The 16,301-nt window shown below is 63.0% G+C and carries 12 protein-coding genes; 2 read left to right on the top strand and 10 right to left on the bottom strand.

Translation table 11 applies throughout. From position 1 onward, the window contains the following. Nucleotides 1-16: 16 nt before the first annotated feature. Nucleotides 17-1,723: an N-acetylglucosamine-specific PTS transporter subunit IIBC gene (nagE, locus tag KI242_RS05690; protein WP_212805982.1), complete on the top strand. Its 1,707-nt coding sequence runs from the start codon at nt 17-19 to the stop codon at nt 1,721-1,723. Nucleotides 1,724-1,846: 123 nt separating this feature from the next. Here the strand turns inward: nagE and KI242_RS05685 are convergent, their stop codons facing one another. Together KI242_RS05685 and purL are read right to left on the bottom strand one after the other, a co-directional pair. Then, nucleotides 1,847-2,158 carry a YqfO family protein gene (locus KI242_RS05685; protein ID WP_053149171.1) on the bottom strand — a complete coding sequence of 104 codons (312 nt, stop codon included), beginning with the start codon at nt 2,156-2,158 and terminating at the stop codon, nt 1,847-1,849. 5 nt (nt 2,159-2,163) lie between these two features. After that, on the bottom strand, nt 2,164-6,060 hold the full coding sequence (purL, locus tag KI242_RS05680; protein ID WP_011059426.1) for a phosphoribosylformylglycinamidine synthase: 3,897 nt from the start codon (nt 6,058-6,060) through the stop codon (nt 2,164-2,166). A 287-nt stretch (nt 6,061-6,347) separates the two neighbouring features. Here purL and mltF point away from each other — a divergent pair, with 287 nt between their 5' ends. After that, nucleotides 6,348-7,808, top strand: coding sequence for a membrane-bound lytic murein transglycosylase MltF (mltF, locus tag KI242_RS05675; RefSeq protein WP_011059425.1), 1,461 nt, complete (start codon nt 6,348-6,350; stop codon nt 7,806-7,808). Nucleotides 7,809-7,874: 66 nt separating this feature from the next. Here mltF and pdxJ read toward each other — a convergent pair whose 3' ends face one another. From pdxJ to lptF, 8 genes are all read right to left on the bottom strand, one after another. Next, complete coding sequence (pdxJ, locus tag KI242_RS05670; protein WP_123430104.1) at nt 7,875-8,621, bottom strand: pyridoxine 5'-phosphate synthase; 747 nt, start codon at nt 8,619-8,621, stop codon at nt 7,875-7,877. Nucleotides 8,622-8,670: 49 nt separating this feature from the next. Continuing rightward, a complete protein-coding gene (gene recO, locus KI242_RS05665) occupies nt 8,671-9,360 on the bottom strand; it encodes a DNA repair protein RecO (protein WP_011059423.1) in 690 nt (229 codons plus the stop codon). A gap of 118 nt (nt 9,361-9,478) precedes the next feature. Continuing rightward, a complete protein-coding gene (gene era, locus KI242_RS05660) occupies nt 9,479-10,381 on the bottom strand; it encodes a GTPase Era (protein WP_041116115.1) in 903 nt (300 codons plus the stop codon). Continuing rightward, the gene (gene rnc / locus KI242_RS05655; protein WP_011059421.1) at nt 10,374-11,063 is read right to left on the bottom strand and encodes a ribonuclease III; all 690 of its coding nucleotides are present in this window, start codon (nt 11,061-11,063) and stop codon (nt 10,374-10,376) included. The genes era and rnc overlap by 8 nt, the downstream gene beginning before the upstream one ends. A 216-nt stretch (nt 11,064-11,279) precedes the next feature. After that, nucleotides 11,280-12,134 (bottom strand): signal peptidase I, encoded by an 855-nt coding sequence (lepB, locus tag KI242_RS05650; RefSeq protein WP_011059420.1) that lies wholly within the window; start codon nt 12,132-12,134, stop codon nt 11,280-11,282. A gap of 5 nt (nt 12,135-12,139) precedes the next feature. Beyond that, entirely contained in the window at nt 12,140-13,939 is a 1,800-nt protein-coding gene (lepA, locus tag KI242_RS05645; RefSeq protein ID WP_011059419.1) for a translation elongation factor 4, read from the bottom strand. Nucleotides 13,940-14,107: 168 nt separating this feature from the next. Then, a complete protein-coding gene (lptG, locus tag KI242_RS05640) occupies nt 14,108-15,169 on the bottom strand; it encodes an LPS export ABC transporter permease LptG (RefSeq protein ID WP_011059418.1) in 1,062 nt (353 codons plus the stop codon). Continuing rightward, nucleotides 15,162-16,280, bottom strand: coding sequence for an LPS export ABC transporter permease LptF (gene lptF / locus KI242_RS05635; protein ID WP_015634263.1), 1,119 nt, complete (start codon nt 16,278-16,280; stop codon nt 15,162-15,164). Before lptF ends, lptG begins: the two co-directional genes overlap by 8 nt. Between the last annotated feature and the right edge of the window lie 21 nt (nt 16,281-16,301).

Here is a 16,301-nt window from a genome sequence, read left to right as displayed (position 1 = left end):
TTCCAGGAGAGACGCCATGTACCAGTATTTCATCGAGGGCCTGCAACGCCTCGGCCGGGCGCTGATGCTGCCCATCGCCATCTTGCCCATCGCCGGTCTGCTGCTGCGCCTGGGCGACACCGACCTGCTGAACATCGCGATCATCCACGATGCCGGGCAGTCGATCTTCGGCAACCTGGCGCTGATCTTCGCCATCGGTATCGCCGTCGGCTTTGCCAAGGACAACAATGGCACCGCCGGGCTGGCCGGGGCCATTGGCTACCTGGTGATGATCTCGACCCTCAAGGTGCTGGACGCCAGCATCAACATGGGCATGCTCGCCGGGATCATCAGCGGGCTGATGGCCGGCGCGCTGTACAACCGCTTCAAGGACATCAAGCTGCCGGAGTACCTGGCGTTCTTCGGCGGCCGGCGCTTCGTGCCCATCGCCACCGGTTTCACCGCCGTGGGCCTGGGGGTGGTGTTCGGCCTGATCTGGCCGCCGATCCAGCACGGCATCAACAGCTTCGGCCAGTTGCTGCTGGAGAGCGGCAGCTTCGGCGCCTTCGTCTTCGGCGTGTTCAACCGGCTGCTGATCGTCACCGGCCTGCACCACATCCTCAACAACATGGCCTGGTTCATCTTCGGCAGCTTCACCGACCCGAGCACCGGCGCCGTGGTCACCGGCGACCTGACCCGCTACTTTGCCGGCGACCCCAAGGGCGGCCAGTTCATGACCGGGATGTTCCCGATGATGCTGTTCGGCCTGCCCGCCGCCTGCCTGGCGATGTACCGCAACACACCGCCGGAACGGCGCAAGGTAATGGGCGGGATCTTCCTGTCCATGGCCCTGACATCCTTCCTGACCGGGGTCACCGAGCCGATCGAATTCGCCTTCATGTTCCTTGCCCCCCTGCTGTACCTGGTGCATGCCCTGCTCACCGGGCTGGCCATGGCCCTGACCAACCTGCTGAACATCCACCTGGGCTTTACCTTTTCCGGCGGCGCCATCGACATGGCCCTGGGCTGGGGCCGCTCCACCAACGGCTGGAAGGTGTTTCCGGTGGGCCTGCTGTACGCGGTGGTGTACTACCTGGTGTTCGATTTCTGCATCCGTCGCTTCAACCTCAAGACCCCGGGCCGTGAAGACAGCCCCTCCAGTGAGAAGACTGAACTGAGCGTCGACCAGCGCGCCGCGGCCTACATCAAGGCCCTGGGTGGCGCCGGCAACCTGCTTACCGTTGGTGCCTGCACCACGCGCCTGCGCCTGGAGCTGGCAGACCGCAACCTGGCTTCGGACAGCGAGCTCAAGGCCCTGGGCGCCATGGCCGTGGTGCGCCCCGGCAAGGGCGGCAGCTTGCAGGTGGTGGTGGGGCCGCTGGCAGACAGCATCGCCGACGAGATCCGCCTGGCGTCACCCGTTTCGGCCAGGGCTGCGGTGGCACAGGCGCCTGTTGAAGAACCCCCGCAGGTCGACATTTCCATCCACGAAGCCCAGCAGTGGCTCAACGCCCTGGGCGGTCGGGACAACCTGCTGCAGATGGACTGTGTGGCGCTGACCCGGTTGCGAGTGCGAGTGAACAATAGCCGCAGCCTGTCGGAGCCGGCGCTCAAGGGGCTGGGCTGCCAGGGCATGCGGCGCATGGAGGGGGACGTCTGGCACGTGCTGATTGGCGAAAAGGCCGGGGGCTTGCAGGTGGCGCTGGCGGGCTTGCTGCACCGAGAGGTCGGCGCAGGTGCTTGAAGGCACTTTCGCCGGCCAGCCGGCTCCTACAAGGCTCCTGTAAGAGCCGGCTGGCCGGCGAAGGCCCACAAAAAAGCCCGCTGACCGTTGCCGGTTCAGCGGGCTTTGTGTCTGTGGATAACCTCAGAACGCTTCGAGGCGCCAGACTTCATAAGCCGGCGTTTCGTAGGGATGGCTCTGCTTGAGGGCCAGTACCACGTCGCGAATCAGTTCGTCGGCCACCACCAACTCGACCTTCCACTCCTCCACTCGCTCCACCTGGCCGGTCTGCCCGAGAAACGGCTGGCTGCCGTCCAACGGGCGAAACTGGCCCTGGCCGAGCACCTGCCAGGCGCACTGGTCATAGGCGCCGATGCGTCCGCCGCCCGCGACGAACACAGCGCTCTTGACCGACTCCACATGGCTGGGGGGCACGAAGAAGCTGAGCTTGTACATCAGCCTCAGTTCACCCAGACCCGAGCGTTACGGAACATGCGCATCCACGCCCCATCTTCGTTCCACTCATCCGGGCGCCAGGAGTTCTGCACGGCTCGGAACACCCGCTCAGGGTGCGGCATCATGATGGTGACGCGGCCGTCACGGCTGGTGAGGCCGGTGATCCCGCGCGGCGAACCGTTGGGGTTGGCCGGGTAGCGCTCGGTGACCTTGCCGTGGTTGTCGACGAAACGCAGGGCCACGCAACCGGACAGGTCGGCTTCCAGCAATGCCTCTTCGCTTTCGAACTCCGCATGGCCTTCACCGTGGGCGATGGCGATCGGCATCCGCGAACCGGCCATGCCCTGCAGGAAGATCGAGTTCGACTCCTGCACCTGGACCATGGCCACCCGGGCTTCGAACTGCTCGGAGCGGTTGCGCACGAAGTGCGGCCAGAACTCGCTGCCCGGGATCAGCTCGTGCAGGTTGGACATCATCTGGCAACCGTTGCACACACCCAGGGTGAAGCTGTCGGTACGTTCGAAGAAGCCCTGGAAGGCGTCGCGGGCGCGGCTGTTGAACAGCGCCGACTTGGCCCAGCCTTCACCGGCGCCCAGTACGTCGCCGTAGGAGAAGCCGCCGCAGGCAACCATGCCCTTGAAGTCGTTGAGGTCGACGCGACCGGCGAGGATATCGCTCATGTGCACGTCGATGGCGTTGAAGCCGGCGCGGTCAAAGGCCGCTGCCATTTCCACCTGGCCGTTGACGCCCTGCTCACGCAGTACCGCCACCTGTGGACGCACGCCTTTCTTGATGTAAGGCGCGGCGATGTCCTGGTTGACGTCGAAGCCCAGCTTGACGCTCAGGCCCGGGTTGTCTTCTTCCAGTACCACGTCGAATTCCTGCTCGGCGCAGTCGGCGTTGTCCCGCAGGCGCTGGATCTGGTAGCTGGTCTCAGCCCACTGACGCTGCAGCAGGCGGCGCTGGCCGGTGAACACGCTTTCGCCGTTGTAGGAGATGCTCACTTCACCGTTGTTGATCGGCTGGCCGATCACGGCCACGCAATCGCCCAGGCCGGCGGCGCTGAACTGGGCCAGCACGTCCGGAGTAGCGTCCTGGCGCACCTGGATCACCGCACCCAGCTCTTCGTTGAACAGGATGGCGGCGATTTCGGCGGTGTTTTCCGCCACGGCGTCGAGGCTCAGGTTCAGGCCGCAATGGCCGGCGAAGGCCATTTCCACGGCGCTGACCAGCAGGCCGCCATCGGAACGGTCGTGGTAGGCCAGCAGGTGACCGTCGGCGTTGAGGCCCTGGATCACCGCGAAGAAGGCCTTGAGGTCTTCCGCATCATCCACGTCCGGTGCCTGGCTGCCGAGCTTGCCGTGGGTCTGGGCGAGGATCGAGGCGCCCATGCGGTTCTGCCCGCGACCGAGGTCGATCAGGATCAGGTCGGTGGTGCCCTTGTCCATGCGCAGTTGCGGGGTCAGGGTCTGGCGAATGTCCGCTACGGGTGCGAAGCCAGTGACGATCAGCGACAGCGGCGAGGTGACGCTCTTGTCCACGCCCTCTTCGTTCCAGCGGGTGGCCATGGACATGGAGTCCTTGCCCACCGGGATGGTGATGCCCAGCTCTGGGCACAGCTCCATGCCCACTGCCTTGACGGTGTCGTACAGGCGCGCGTCTTCGCCCGGGTGGCCGGCTGCGGACATCCAGTTGGCGGAGAGCTTGATGTCGCTGATCTTGTTGATGCGCGAGGCCGCGATGTTGGTCAGGGTCTCGCCGATCGCCATGCGGCCGGACGCCGGGGCATCCAGCAGGGCCAGCGGCGTGCGCTCGCCCATGGCCATGGCCTCACCGGTGTAGACGTCGAAGCTGGTGGCGGTCACGGCCACGTCGGCCACCGGCACCTGCCATGGGCCGACCATCTGGTCGCGGGCCACGAGGCCGGTGATGGTGCGGTCGCCGATGGTGATCAGGAAGCTCTTGCTGGCCACGGCCGGGTGGTGCAGGACGCGCTCGATGCTCTCGGCGATATCCAGGGTGCTTGGATCGAAATCGTCACCCAACTCGTTTTCCCGTACGGCCGAACGGTGCATGCGCGGGGCCTTGCCCAGCAGCACTTCCAGCGGCATGTCCACCGGGCTGTTGCCGAAGTGGCTGTCGGTCACGGTCAACTGTGGTTCGGCAGTGGCTTCGCCGACCACCGCGAACGGGCAGCGCTCACGCTCGCAGATGGCCTTGAAACGTTCGAAATCCGCAGCGCCTACCGCCAGGACATAACGCTCCTGGGATTCGTTGGACCAGATTTCGTGCGGGGCCATGCCCGGCTCGTCGTTGGGGATGTTGCGCAGTTCGAAGCGACCGCCACGGCCGCCATCGTTGACCAGTTCCGGGAAGGCGTTGGACAGGCCACCGGCGCCCACGTCGTGGATGAAGCTGATGGGGTTGTTATCCCCCAGTTGCCAGCAACGGTCGATGACTTCCTGGCAACGGCGTTCCATCTCAGGGTTTTCACGCTGTACCGAAGCGAAATCCAGGTCCGCCGAGCTGGTGCCGGTGGCCATGGAGGAAGCGGCGCCGCCGCCCAGGCCGATGAGCATCGCCGGGCCGCCGAGCACGATCAGCTTGGAGCCGACGGTGATCTCGCCTTTCTGCACGTGCTCGTCACGGATGTTGCCCATGCCGCCTGCCAGCATGATCGGCTTGTGGTAACCGCGAACTTCATCGCCACGAGGCGTGGTAATGGATTGCTCGAAGGTGCGGAAATAACCGGTCAGGGCCGGACGGCCGAATTCGTTGTTGAACGCCGCGCCGCCCAGTGGGCCTTCGATCATGATGTCGAGGGCGGTGACGATGCGCTCTGGCTTGCCGTACGGCACTTCCCACGGCTGTTCGAAGCCCGGGATCTGCAGGTTGGACACGGTGAAACCGGTGAGGCCGGCCTTGGGCTTGGCGCCGCGCCCGGTGGCGCCTTCGTCGCGGATTTCGCCGCCGGAACCGGTGGAGGCCCCCGGGAACGGCGCGATGGCGGTCGGGTGGTTGTGGGTCTCGACCTTCATCAGGATGTGCACCGGCTCCTGCACCGCACCGTACTGGCGGGTCTCAGGGTTCGGATAGAAACGCCCGGCAACCGAACCGACGATGACCGCAGCGTTGTCCTTATAGGCGGAGAGCACACCTTCGTTGTGCATCTGATAGGTGTTCTTGATCATGCCGAACAGGCTTTTTTCCTGGCTCTGGCCGTCGATATCCCAACTGGCGTTGAAGATCTTGTGGCGGCAGTGCTCGGAGTTGGCCTGGGCGAACATCATCAGTTCGATGTCGTGGGGATTACGCTTGAGGCCCTGGAAGGCGTTCATCAGGTAATCGATTTCGTCTTCGGCCAGGGCCAGGCCCAGCTCGCTATTGGCCTGCTCCAGCGCAGCCCGGCCACCGCCGAGGATGTCGATGGCGGTCAGCGGCTTGGGTTCGGCGTGGCTGAACAGGCCGGCGGCCTGTTCCAGGTTGGCCACCACGATCTGGGTCATGCGGTCGTGCAGGGCGTCGGCAATCAGTTGGGCCTCGGCCTCGCTGAACTCACCAGCCACATAGAAGGCGATGCCGCGCTCCAGGCGCTGGATCTTCGCCAAGCCACAGTTGCGGGCGATGTCGCTGGCCTTGCTCGACCACGGCGAAATGGTGCCGAAACGTGGCAGGACCAGGAACAGACGGCCGGTCGGCTCTTGTACCGGAACGCTGGGGCCGTACTTCAGAAGGCGCGCAAGCACCTGCTGTTCGTCGCCGGTCAGGACGCCGGTGACTTCGGCGAAGTGAGCGAATTCAGCATACAAGCCACTGACAGCCGGTACTTTCTGGCTCAGTTGCTCAAGGAGTTTGCTGTGGCGAAAGGCAGAAAGGGCAGGAGCGCCGCGCAGGATCAACATCTTCGGGACAGCCTCGGGAAGGGGGTGTGCTTTGAGGCCGTGCATTCTAACGTAAACCGCTGGCATCGGCACTCGAAACGCAACCCCCGGGCGCCTCCGGACGTCGGCCCGGGGCCAGCCCCCTATAACAAAGCCTCATCAGGGTCATTGCCGGTGGTTATTTTAAACGTCACATTCAGCGCCCAGGCCCCATTCCTGAGGCCTTCAGCCCGGCTCGACCATCGCTAGCAGACAAGCCCTTCGCTGTCGAGATATGGCGGCCGTTATCCTTTGCGTATACTGCGCCAATGTTTTCCCCTATGGCTTTACGTCCGCGCTGCGCCAAGTGGCTCATCGTTACCGGACTCTTCCTGATGCTCGGCGCCTGTGTTGAGAAACCCAGCACGCTCGAGCGCGTAAAGGAGGATGGTGTGCTGCGGGTGGTCACCCGTAACAGCCCTGCCACCTACTTTCAGGATCGCAACGGTGAAACCGGCTTCGAATACGAGCTGGTGAAACGCTTTGCCGACGATCTGGGGGTGGAGCTCAAGATCGAGACCGCCGACAACCTCGACGACCTATTCGACCAGCTGGGCCAGCCCAAGGGCCCGGTACTGGCCGCCGCCGGCCTGGTGAGCAGCGAGCAGCGCAAGCAGCAGGTGCGGTTCTCCCACCCCTATCTGGAAGTCACGCCCCAGGTCATCTATCGCAATGGCCGTTCCCGCCCCACCACCGCGCAAGACCTGGTGGGCAAGCACATCATGGTGCTCAAGGGCAGCACCCACGCCGAACAACTGGCGGAACTCAAGCTCAAGTACCCCGGCATCGAATACGAAGAGTCGGACGCCGTGGAAGTGGTGGACCTGCTGCGCATGGTGGACGAAGGGCAGATCGACCTGACCCTGGTGGACTCCAACGAACTGGCGATGAACCAGGTCTACTTCCCCAATGTGCGAGTGGCCTTTGACCTGGGCGACGCCCGCAGCCAGAGCTGGGCCGTGGCCGCAGGCGACGACAACAGCCTGCTCAACGAGATCAACAGTTTCCTCGACAAGGTCGAGAAGAACGGCACCCTGCAACGCCTGAAGGACCGCTACTACGGCCATGTGGACGTGCTCGGCTATGTCGGCGCCTACACCTTTGCCCAGCACCTGCAGCAACGCCTGCCCAAGTACGAGAAGCACTTCAAGGCGTCGGCCAAGCAGGAAAAGCTCGACTGGCGCCTGCTGGCGGCGGTGGGCTATCAGGAATCGATGTGGCAGGCCGAGGTCACCTCCAAGACCGGGGTGCGCGGGCTGATGATGCTGACCCAGAACACGGCCCAGGCCATGGGCGTTTCCAACCGCCTGGACCCCAAGCAGAGCATCAGCGGCGGGGCCAAGTACCTGGCCTATATCAAGGAACAGCTGGACGACAAGATCGAGGAACCGGACCGCACCTGGTTCGCCCTGGCCGCCTATAACGTCGGCACCGGCCACCTGGACGATGCGCGCAAGCTGGCCGAGAAAGAGGGCCTGAACCCGAACAAGTGGCTGGATGTGAAGAAGATGCTGCCGCGCCTGTCGCAGAAGCAGTGGTACAGCAAGACCCGCTACGGCTATGCCCGGGGCGGCGAGCCCGTGCATTTCGTCGCCAACATCCGTCGCTACTACGACATTCTCACCTGGGTGACCCAGCCGCAGCTGGAAGGCGACCAGGTTGCCGAAGGCAACCTGCACGTACCCGGGGTCAACAAGACCAAGCCGCCGGAAGAGAATCCGCCGCTTTAAAAGCATTCGCCGGCCAGCCGGCTCCTACGCAGGTTGTGCAGGAGCCGGCTGGCCGGCGAAGGCGATTCAGGCCTTGGCCGCAGCCGCCAGGATCAAGGCCTTCATCTCAGCCACCGCACCTTTGAAACCGACAAACAGAGCGTGTGCCACCAGGGCATGGCCGATGTTCAGCTCGTTGATGCCCTTGATCGCCGCCACCGCCTCGACGTTGTGGTAATGCAAGCCATGGCCGGCGTTGACGATCAGCCCCTGGGCCAGGCCAACAGCAACGCCGTCGACGATACGCTGCAGCTCCTCGGCCACTTCACTGGGCGTCTGGGCATCGGCATAACGCCCGGTGTGCAACTCGATGGCCGGCGCGCCGACCCGCTTGGAGGCCTCGATCTGGCGATCGTCGGCGTCGATGAAAAGGGACACTTCGGAACCGATTTTCGACAGCCGCTCTACCGCCGCCTTGATCCGCGCCTCCTGCCCCGCCACATCCAGGCCGCCTTCGGTGGTGAGCTCCTGGCGGGTTTCCGGCACCAGGCAGATGTGTGCCGGACGGATACGCTCGGCAAAAGCCATCATCTCTTCGGTGACGCCCATTTCGAAGTTCATGCGGGTCTGCAGCACATCCTTGAGCAGCAGCACGTCGCGCTCCTGGATATGCCGGCGATCTTCGCGCAGGTGCACGGTGATGCCGTCGGCGCCCGCCTCTTCCGCGTCCAGCGCTGCCTTGACCGGGTCCGGGTAACGGGTGCCCCGTGCCTGGCGCAGGGTGGCAACGTGGTCGATGTTCACGCCAAGAAGAATGCGATTGCTGGTGGTCACGGAAGCGCTCCTGAATAAATGAAGATTCGGCGCACAGCATACGGGGAGACTAAGGCTTGCGAAACAACTCGCGACTGACCAGGGGCCGGCCGCCCAGGTGCACCGCCAGGGCCTGGCGCATCAGGCGCTTGGCCGCCGACAGCGCGCCGGGAGCGCTCCAGTCGGCATCGGCCATGGCCAGCAACTCGGTGCCGTTGAACAACCCCGGCTGCAGCAGGAACACCTGCTCCAGCCCGGCATCCACCTGTAAGCGGTACAGGCCGTCGGCAGCAATGGGCGCGCCATGGATGTCGCTGTCCAGGGCAAAGCCGTAGCCCAGGTCATCCAGCAGGCGCCACTCGAAGGCCCGCAGCAGAGGCTCCAGGGGACGGCCTTCGGCCAGGGCCAGCAGCGTGGCAGCGTAGTGGTCGAATACCGCGGGATGGGGATCTTCCGCCGGCAGCAGGCGAATCAACAGCTCGTTCAGATAGAGGCCGCTGAACAACGCCTCGCCATTGAGCCAGGCGGCAATGCCGGCACTTTCCATGCGCCCGACGTTCTTCAGTTCGCCACGGCCGCGAAACTCGACCTCCAGGGGCACGAAGGGCCGCGCCAGGGTCCCGGCCTTGCCCCGGGCATTGCGCAGCACCGCTCGCAGGCGACCTTGGGGGGTAAGAAAATCCACCAGGGCACTGCTTTCGCGGTAGGCGCGGCTGTGCAGGACGTAGGCGAGTTGGCCGACTGGGGCGTTGCTGGACATGGTTGCGGGGGATCTCAGGGGAAGAGAGGGAACCGGGTCCGGAGAAGGGGTTGCAGCTGCTCGCCGGCAAGCCGGCTCCTACAGGAAGGTGCAGGAGCCGGCTTGCCGGCGAAGCGCATCAGAGGTCGCCGTAGCCCAGCGAGCGCAGGGCGCGTTCGTCGTCGGACCAGCCGCCCTTGACCTTGACCCAGAGGTTGAGCATGACCTTGGAATCGAACAGCAGCTCCATGTCCTTGCGCGCCTCCATGCCGATGCGCTTGATCCGCTCACCCTTGTCGCCAATGATGATTTTCTTCTGGCCGTCGCGCTCGACGAGGATCAAGGCATGGATATGCAGGGTCTTGCCCTGCTGCTTGAACTCTTCGATTTCCACGGTGATCTGGTAGGGCAGCTCGGCACCGAGCTGGCGCATGATCTTTTCCCGTACCAGTTCAGCGGCGAGGAAGCGGCTGCTGCGGTCGGTGATCTGGTCTTCCGGGAAGAAGTGGTCGTTCTCCGGCAGGTGCTTGGCGATCAGGCCTTCCAGGGCTTCGAGGTTGTGCCCCTGCTGGGCGGAGACCGGCACGATCTCGGCGTTCGGCAGTTGCTCCTGCAGCCAGGTCAGGTGCGGCATCAGCTCGGCCTTGTCCTCGATGCGATCGGTCTTGTTGATCGCCAGGATTACCGGGCCCTGCACGTACTGCACACGCTCCAGCACCAGTTGGTCTTCGTCGGTCCACTTGGTGCGATCGACCACGAAGATCACCACGTCGACGTCTTTCAACGCCGCCGAAGCGGTCTTGTTCATGTAGCGGTTCAGCGCCTTCTCGTTGCTCTTGTGCATACCGGGGGTATCGACGTAGACCGCCTGGATGGCGCCTTCGGTCTTGATCCCGAGCATGTTGTGACGAGTGGTCTGGGGCTTGCGCGAGGTGATCGCCAGCTTCTGGCCGAGGATGTGGTTGAGCAGCGTCGACTTGCCCACGTTGGGGCGGCCGACGATGGCGACATAGCCACAGCGTGTTGCAGTTGAATCAGTCATGGCCATTCTCCACGCCCAGGGCAATCAGTGCTGCGGCGGCCGCTACCTGTTCGGCAATACGGCGGCTCACACCCTGACCTCGGCTTTTTTCATTCAATAAGGTGACTTCACATTCAACGAAGAATGTCCGGCAATGCGGTTCGCCCTGGATATCCACCACTTCGTAACGTGGCAATTCGCAGGCGCGGGACTGGAGGAACTCCTGCAGCCGGGTCTTGGGGTCCTTGTTGGTGTCCACCAGGGTCAGGCTCTCGAACTCCGAGGCCAGCCAGGACAGCACGCGGTCACGGGCAGTCTCCATGCCGGCGTCCAGGTAGATCGCACCAATCAGGGCCTCCAGGGCATCGGCAAGGATCGACTCACGACGGAAACCGCCGCTCTTCAATTCGCCGGAGCCCAGGCGCAGGTACTCGCCCAGGTCGAAACCACGGGCCAGCACCGCCAGTGTTTCACCTTTTACCAGACGCGCGCGCAAACGCGACAGCTGGCCTTCGCGGGCCTGGGGAAAGCGCTCGAACAGCGCCTCGCCGGCAACGAAGTTGAGAATGGCGTCACCGAGAAACTCCAGGCGTTCGTTGTTGCGCCCGGCAAAGCTGCGGTGAGTGAGGGCCAGCAGCATCAGCTCCTGGTCCTTGAAGGAATAACCGAGCTGACGCTCGAGACGGCTCAAAGAAACGCTCACGGTTTACCCACGCTGGTTTCGTTGCCGAAACTCGCCATCCCAGGGGCCGCGCACGAGGTGCGGGTGGCAATTAACGCTGTGTTCAAATTTACATCCTGAATATCGTTGACTGCATGCTTCTGGCGATAAGGCTGTTACGGGTCGCCCAAGGGCAAGGCCGTTTTATACAAGAGCCAGAAAAGCATTCGGCGCTGTGTTCAACAGCGCCGCGTGTGATTACTTGATCAGGCCAACCCGCGAGAAATTCGGCAGGTGGCTGAGTTTCGGTTCGGGCCAGCTCATCCAGACTGCGAAGGCCTTGCCGACGATATTCTTGTCGGGAACCATGCCCAGCAGGTCCTTGGGAATACTTGGATCGTCCCAGTAGCGACTGTCGTTAGAGTTGTCGCGGTTGTCGCCCATCATGAAGTAGTGCCCGGCCGGCACCACCCAGCGACCGTCCGGGGTTGCCCGGTAACGGCTCATTTCCTTGCGGATCAAGTGCTCGGCGGCGCCCAGTTTTTCCTTGTACAGCTCGGCGCTGCCCAAGGTGCCGGGTTCAGCCCCCACCAGTTGCTCCGCCACCGGCTGACCGTTGACGAACAGGTGCTTGTCGCTGGTGTAGCGCACTTCATCACCCGGCAGGCCGACCACACGCTTGATGTAGTTGACGTTCGGATCGCTTGGGTAGCGGAACACCATCACATCGCCGCGCTGCGGATCACCGACTTCGATGACCTTCTTGTCGATCACCGGCAAGCGGATCCCGTAGGAAAACTTGTTCACCAGGATGAAGTCGCCCACATCCAGGGTCGGCTTCATCGAGCCCGATGGAATCTGGAACGGCTCCACCAGGAACGAACGCAGCACCAGGACGATGAACAGCACCGGAAAGAACGACTTGCCGTATTCAACCAGCAGCGGCTCTTTGCTCAGCTTCTCGACCACCACCCCGTCCGGCTGGCTGACGCTGCCCTGATAGTTGGCAATGGCGGCACGCCGGCGCGGTGCCAGGAACACCAGGTCGAGCAACGCCAAGAGACCGCAAACGAAGACAGCGATGACCAGCAACAGCGGGAAATTTAGTGACATAGGACCTAACTATCCAACCTGAGCACGGCAAGGAAGGCTTCTTGTGGAATTTCCACGTTGCCCACTTGCTTCATGCGTTTCTTACCGGCCTTCTGCTTTTCCAACAGCTTGCGCTTACGGCTAACGTCGCCGCCGTAGCATTTGGCCAGTACGTTCTTTCTGAGCGCCTTGACGGTTGTCCGCGCCACAATCTGCCCGCCAATGGCGGCCTGGATTGCCACGTCAAACATCTGCCGAGGAATCAGTTCTTTCATCTTTTCGGTCAGCGCACGCCCTTTGTAGTGGGCGTTGTCACGGTGCACGATCAACGCCAGGGCGTCGACCTTCTCACCGTTGATCAGCACATCCAGTTTCACCAGATTAGCCGACTGGTAACGATCGAAATGGTAATCCAGCGAAGCATAGCCGCGGCTGGTGGATTTCAGGCGGTCGAAGAAGTCCAGGACCACTTCGTTCATCGGCAGATCGTAGGTCACCTGGACCTGGCTGCCGAGGAACAGCATGTCGTGCTGCACGCCGCGCTTCTCGATGCACAGGGTTATGACGTTGCCCAGGTGCTCTTGCGGCACAAGAATATTGGCCCGCACGATCGGCTCGCGCATGTCTTCGATCGCCGACAGATCCGGAAGCTTGGACGGGTTGTCGACGTAGATCGTTTCACCGTTCTTCAGTTGCAGCTCGAAGATTACCGTCGGTGCGGTGGTGATCAGGTCCAGGTCGTACTCGCGCTCCAGGCGCTCCTGGATGATCTCCATGTGCAGCATGCCGAGGAACCCGCAGCGGAAGCCGAAGCCCAGGGCGTCGGAGCTTTCCGGGGTGTACTGCAGGGAAGAGTCGTTGAGGGTGAGCTTCTGCAGGGCTTCGCGGAAATCCTCGAAGTCGTCGGAGCTGACCGGGAACAGGCCGGCGTAGACCTGGGGCTGGATGCGCTTGAAACCCGGCAGCACTTCAACGTCCGGGGTCGAGCTCAGGGTCAGGGTGTCACCCACGGGCGCGCCGTGAATGTCCTTGATGCCCGCGATGATGAAGCCCACTTCACCGGCCTTGAGGTCGGTGGTGGCGGTGTGTTTCGGGTTGAATACACCAACGCTGTCCACCAGGTGGATCTTGCCGGTGGATTTCACCAGGATCTTGTCGCCCTTCTTCACCCGGCCATGACGTACACGTACCAGGGACACGACGCCCAGGTAGTTGTCGAACCAGGAGTCGATGATCAGGGCTTGCAGCGGGTCTTCGATGTTGCCGGTCGGTGCCGGAATGGTGGTCACCAGGCGCTCGAGCACCTCGTCCACGCCCAGGCCGGTCTTGGCGCTGCAGGTCACGGCGTCGGTGGCATCGATACCGATGATCTTCTCGATCTCTTCCTTGACCCGCTCAGGATCGGCCTGTGGCAGGTCGATCTTGTTCAGCACCGGCATCACTTCCAGGCCTTGCTCGATGGCGGTGTAGCAGTTGGCAACCGACTGGGCTTCGACGCCCTGGCCGGCGTCCACCACCAGCAATGCACCTTCACAGGCCGCCAGGGAACGGCTGACTTCGTAGGTGAAGTCCACGTGGCCCGGGGTGTCAATGAAGTTCAGCTGGTAGGTAATGCCGTCGCGGGCCTTGTAATAGAGGGTGACGCTGTGGGCCTTGATGGTGATCCCGCGCTCACGCTCAAGGTCCATGGAGTCCAGAACCTGGGCTTCCATTTCGCGCTCGGCCAGGCCGCCGCACATCTGGATGAAGCGATCGGCCAGAGTCGACTTGCCATGGTCAATGTGGGCGATGATGGAGAAATTGCGGATATGACTCAAATCACTCACGGATGAACACTCAAAAAGGCTGCAGGCATGGCCCGCCGAAAAATAGCCGGGAATTGTACCTGATACTCGGCACAAGCGTCACGCTCGCCTGTCAGCGTTTGTCAAATGCAAAAACGCCCCGATCCAAGGACCGGGGCGTTACGTCAAGACCCTGGCAAAGCCGCGGAATCAGCCGGCCCGGCGCAACAGCCAGACGCCCGCCACCGCGCAGATACCCGCAGGCACCAGCACCGCGAACAGCGGCGAAAAGCCAAATACCAGGCTCGAAGGGCCCAGCAGATCCTGGGCGATGCGGAAGGTGAAACCCACCAGTACGCCGGTGAATACCCGCTGACCCAGGGTCACCGAACGCAGCGGACCGAAAATGAAGGAAATGGCCATCAATACCAGCGCCGCCGTCACCAGCGGCTGCAGGACCTTGACCCAGAACGCCAGCCAGTAGCGACCGTTGTTCAGGCCCTGGTCGGCCAGGTAGTGGATGTAGCCCCACAGGCCGCTGATGGACAGGGATTCCGGCGCCATCACCACAGTGCTCAGCAGTTGCGGGCTCAAGGCCACATCCCAACGTTCGCCGGGCACGCTGATGACTTCGGTATGACCGTCGCGGAAGTAGGTGGTGGTGACATCCGTCAACTGCCAGTAGTCCTCGTGGAAACGGGCCTGGCGGGCAAAACTCGACGACAGCATGTGGCGCTGATCATCGAAGTGGTAGCGGGTCACGCCATAGAGCAGGCCATTGGGCTGCACTGCGTTGATATGGATGAATTCATCGCCCTGGCGGTGCCACAGGCCGTGCTTGGAACTCTGGGCATCGCCGGAACCCTGGGCCAGGGCCCGGCTGGCCTGGGCCTGGGTCTCGGTGGCCGGCGCTACGTATTCGCCCACCAGCACGCCCACCAGCATCAGCACCAGCATGGGTTTCATGACCGCCCAGACAATACGGCCCACCGATACACCGGCCGCGCGCATGATGGTCAACTCGCTGTTACTGGCCAGGCTGCCAAGGCCGATCAGGCAGCCGATCAGGCCTGCCATCGGCAGCATTTCATAGACCCGACGCGGCGCAGTGAGGGCCACGTAGCTCATTACATCCACCACGGTATACGTTTCGTTGACAGCCCCCATCTCATCGATGAAGGCAAACAGCGAGGCCAGCCCGAGGATGATCCCCAGGACCGCCAGGATAGCCATGAACACACTGCTACCGATGTAGCGATCGAGCTTAACCACGAGCCATCTCCTTCACGCTGCGACGACTCGCCATTTTCAAGCGCATCGGCTCCCAATACATCAGGCCGAGGCCGATCAACAGAAACAGTAGGTGCACCCACCACAGCCCCAGGGCCGGGGAAATCTTGCCCTTCTCCAGTGCACCGCGCACGGCGATCAGGATGGTCAGATAAGCCATGTACAGCAGGATCGCCGGGATCAGTTTAAGGAAGCGGCCCTGGCGCGGGTTCACCCGGGACAACGGCACCGCCATCAGTGTCACGATGAACACCAGCAATGGCAGGGACAGGCGCCATTGCAGCTCGGCACGGGCTCGCAGGTCATCCTTGCCGATCAGGTCAGCGGTGGGCATGGCATCGCGATCGGTGACTTCGTCGCTGACGTCCGGACGCTCCAGCAAAACACCGTAGGTGTCGTACTTGATCACCCGGTAGTTGGCCTCGCCCGGGTTGCCGTCATAGCGATAGCCGTTTTCCAGGATCAGGTAGCGATTGCCGTCGGGGCGAATGTCCTGATGGCCCTTCTCGGCCACCAGCACCGAAATGCCCTCGTCCTTTTTCTGCTGGCCCAGGCGCTTCTCGGAAATGAACACGCCGCCCAGATTGGTTCGGTCTTCGGACAACTGCTCGGTGTAGGTGACCCGGGTACCGTCGTTGAGCGCCTGGAAGCGCCCCGCCACCAGCGTGTCGAACTCGGTCAGGGCATCCTGCTTGTTCAGCAACAGCTGGAACTGGTTGGCACCCTGGGGCGCCAGGCTCAGGCTCAGCCAGGCCACCAGCAGGGCCACCAGGGCCGCCGGGATCATGGTTATGCCCAACAGGCGTTGCTGGCTCATGCCGGTGGCCGACAGCACGGTCATCTCGCTTTCGAGATAGAGCCGGCCGTAAGCCAGGAGAATGCCGAGGAACAGCCCCAGGGGCAGGATCAGTTGCAAGAAGCCCGGCAGTCGAAAACCCATGATCAGGAACAGCGAGCCCGGATCCAGGGCCCCCGAGGCGGCTTGCGCGAGGAACTTGACGAAGCGCCCGCTCATGATGATGACCAGCAATACCGCGCTCACGGCACTCAGGGTCAGCAGGATTTCGCGGGACAGATAACGAAAGACGATCAAACCAGACACTCCAGGGTTGTC

Origin of the sequence: Pseudomonas sp. Eqa60, from assembly GCF_018326405.1 — a bacterium.
GTDB lineage: Bacteria > Pseudomonadota > Gammaproteobacteria > Pseudomonadales > Pseudomonadaceae > Aquipseudomonas > Aquipseudomonas protegens.
The sequence above is the reverse complement of the archived record's forward strand: the minus strand, read 5'-3'. Positions and strand labels throughout refer to the sequence as shown.

Coding starts and splice junctions, on each gene's coding strand:
- nagE (WP_212805982.1), top strand. CDS start 17: ATGTACCAGTATTTCATCGAGGGCCTGCAACGCCTCGGCCGGGCGCTG.
- KI242_RS05685 (WP_053149171.1), bottom strand. CDS start 2,158: ATGTACAAGCTCAGCTTCTTCGTGCCCCCCAGCCATGTGGAGTCGGTC.
- purL (WP_011059426.1), bottom strand. CDS start 6,060: ATGTTGATCCTGCGCGGCGCTCCTGCCCTTTCTGCCTTTCGCCACAGC.
- mltF (WP_011059425.1), top strand. CDS start 6,348: ATGTTTTCCCCTATGGCTTTACGTCCGCGCTGCGCCAAGTGGCTCATC.
- recO (WP_011059423.1), bottom strand. CDS start 9,360: ATGTCCAGCAACGCCCCAGTCGGCCAACTCGCCTACGTCCTGCACAGC.
- era (WP_041116115.1), bottom strand. CDS start 10,381: ATGACTGATTCAACTGCAACACGCTGTGGCTATGTCGCCATCGTCGGC.
- lepB (WP_011059420.1), bottom strand. CDS start 12,134: ATGTCACTAAATTTCCCGCTGTTGCTGGTCATCGCTGTCTTCGTTTGC.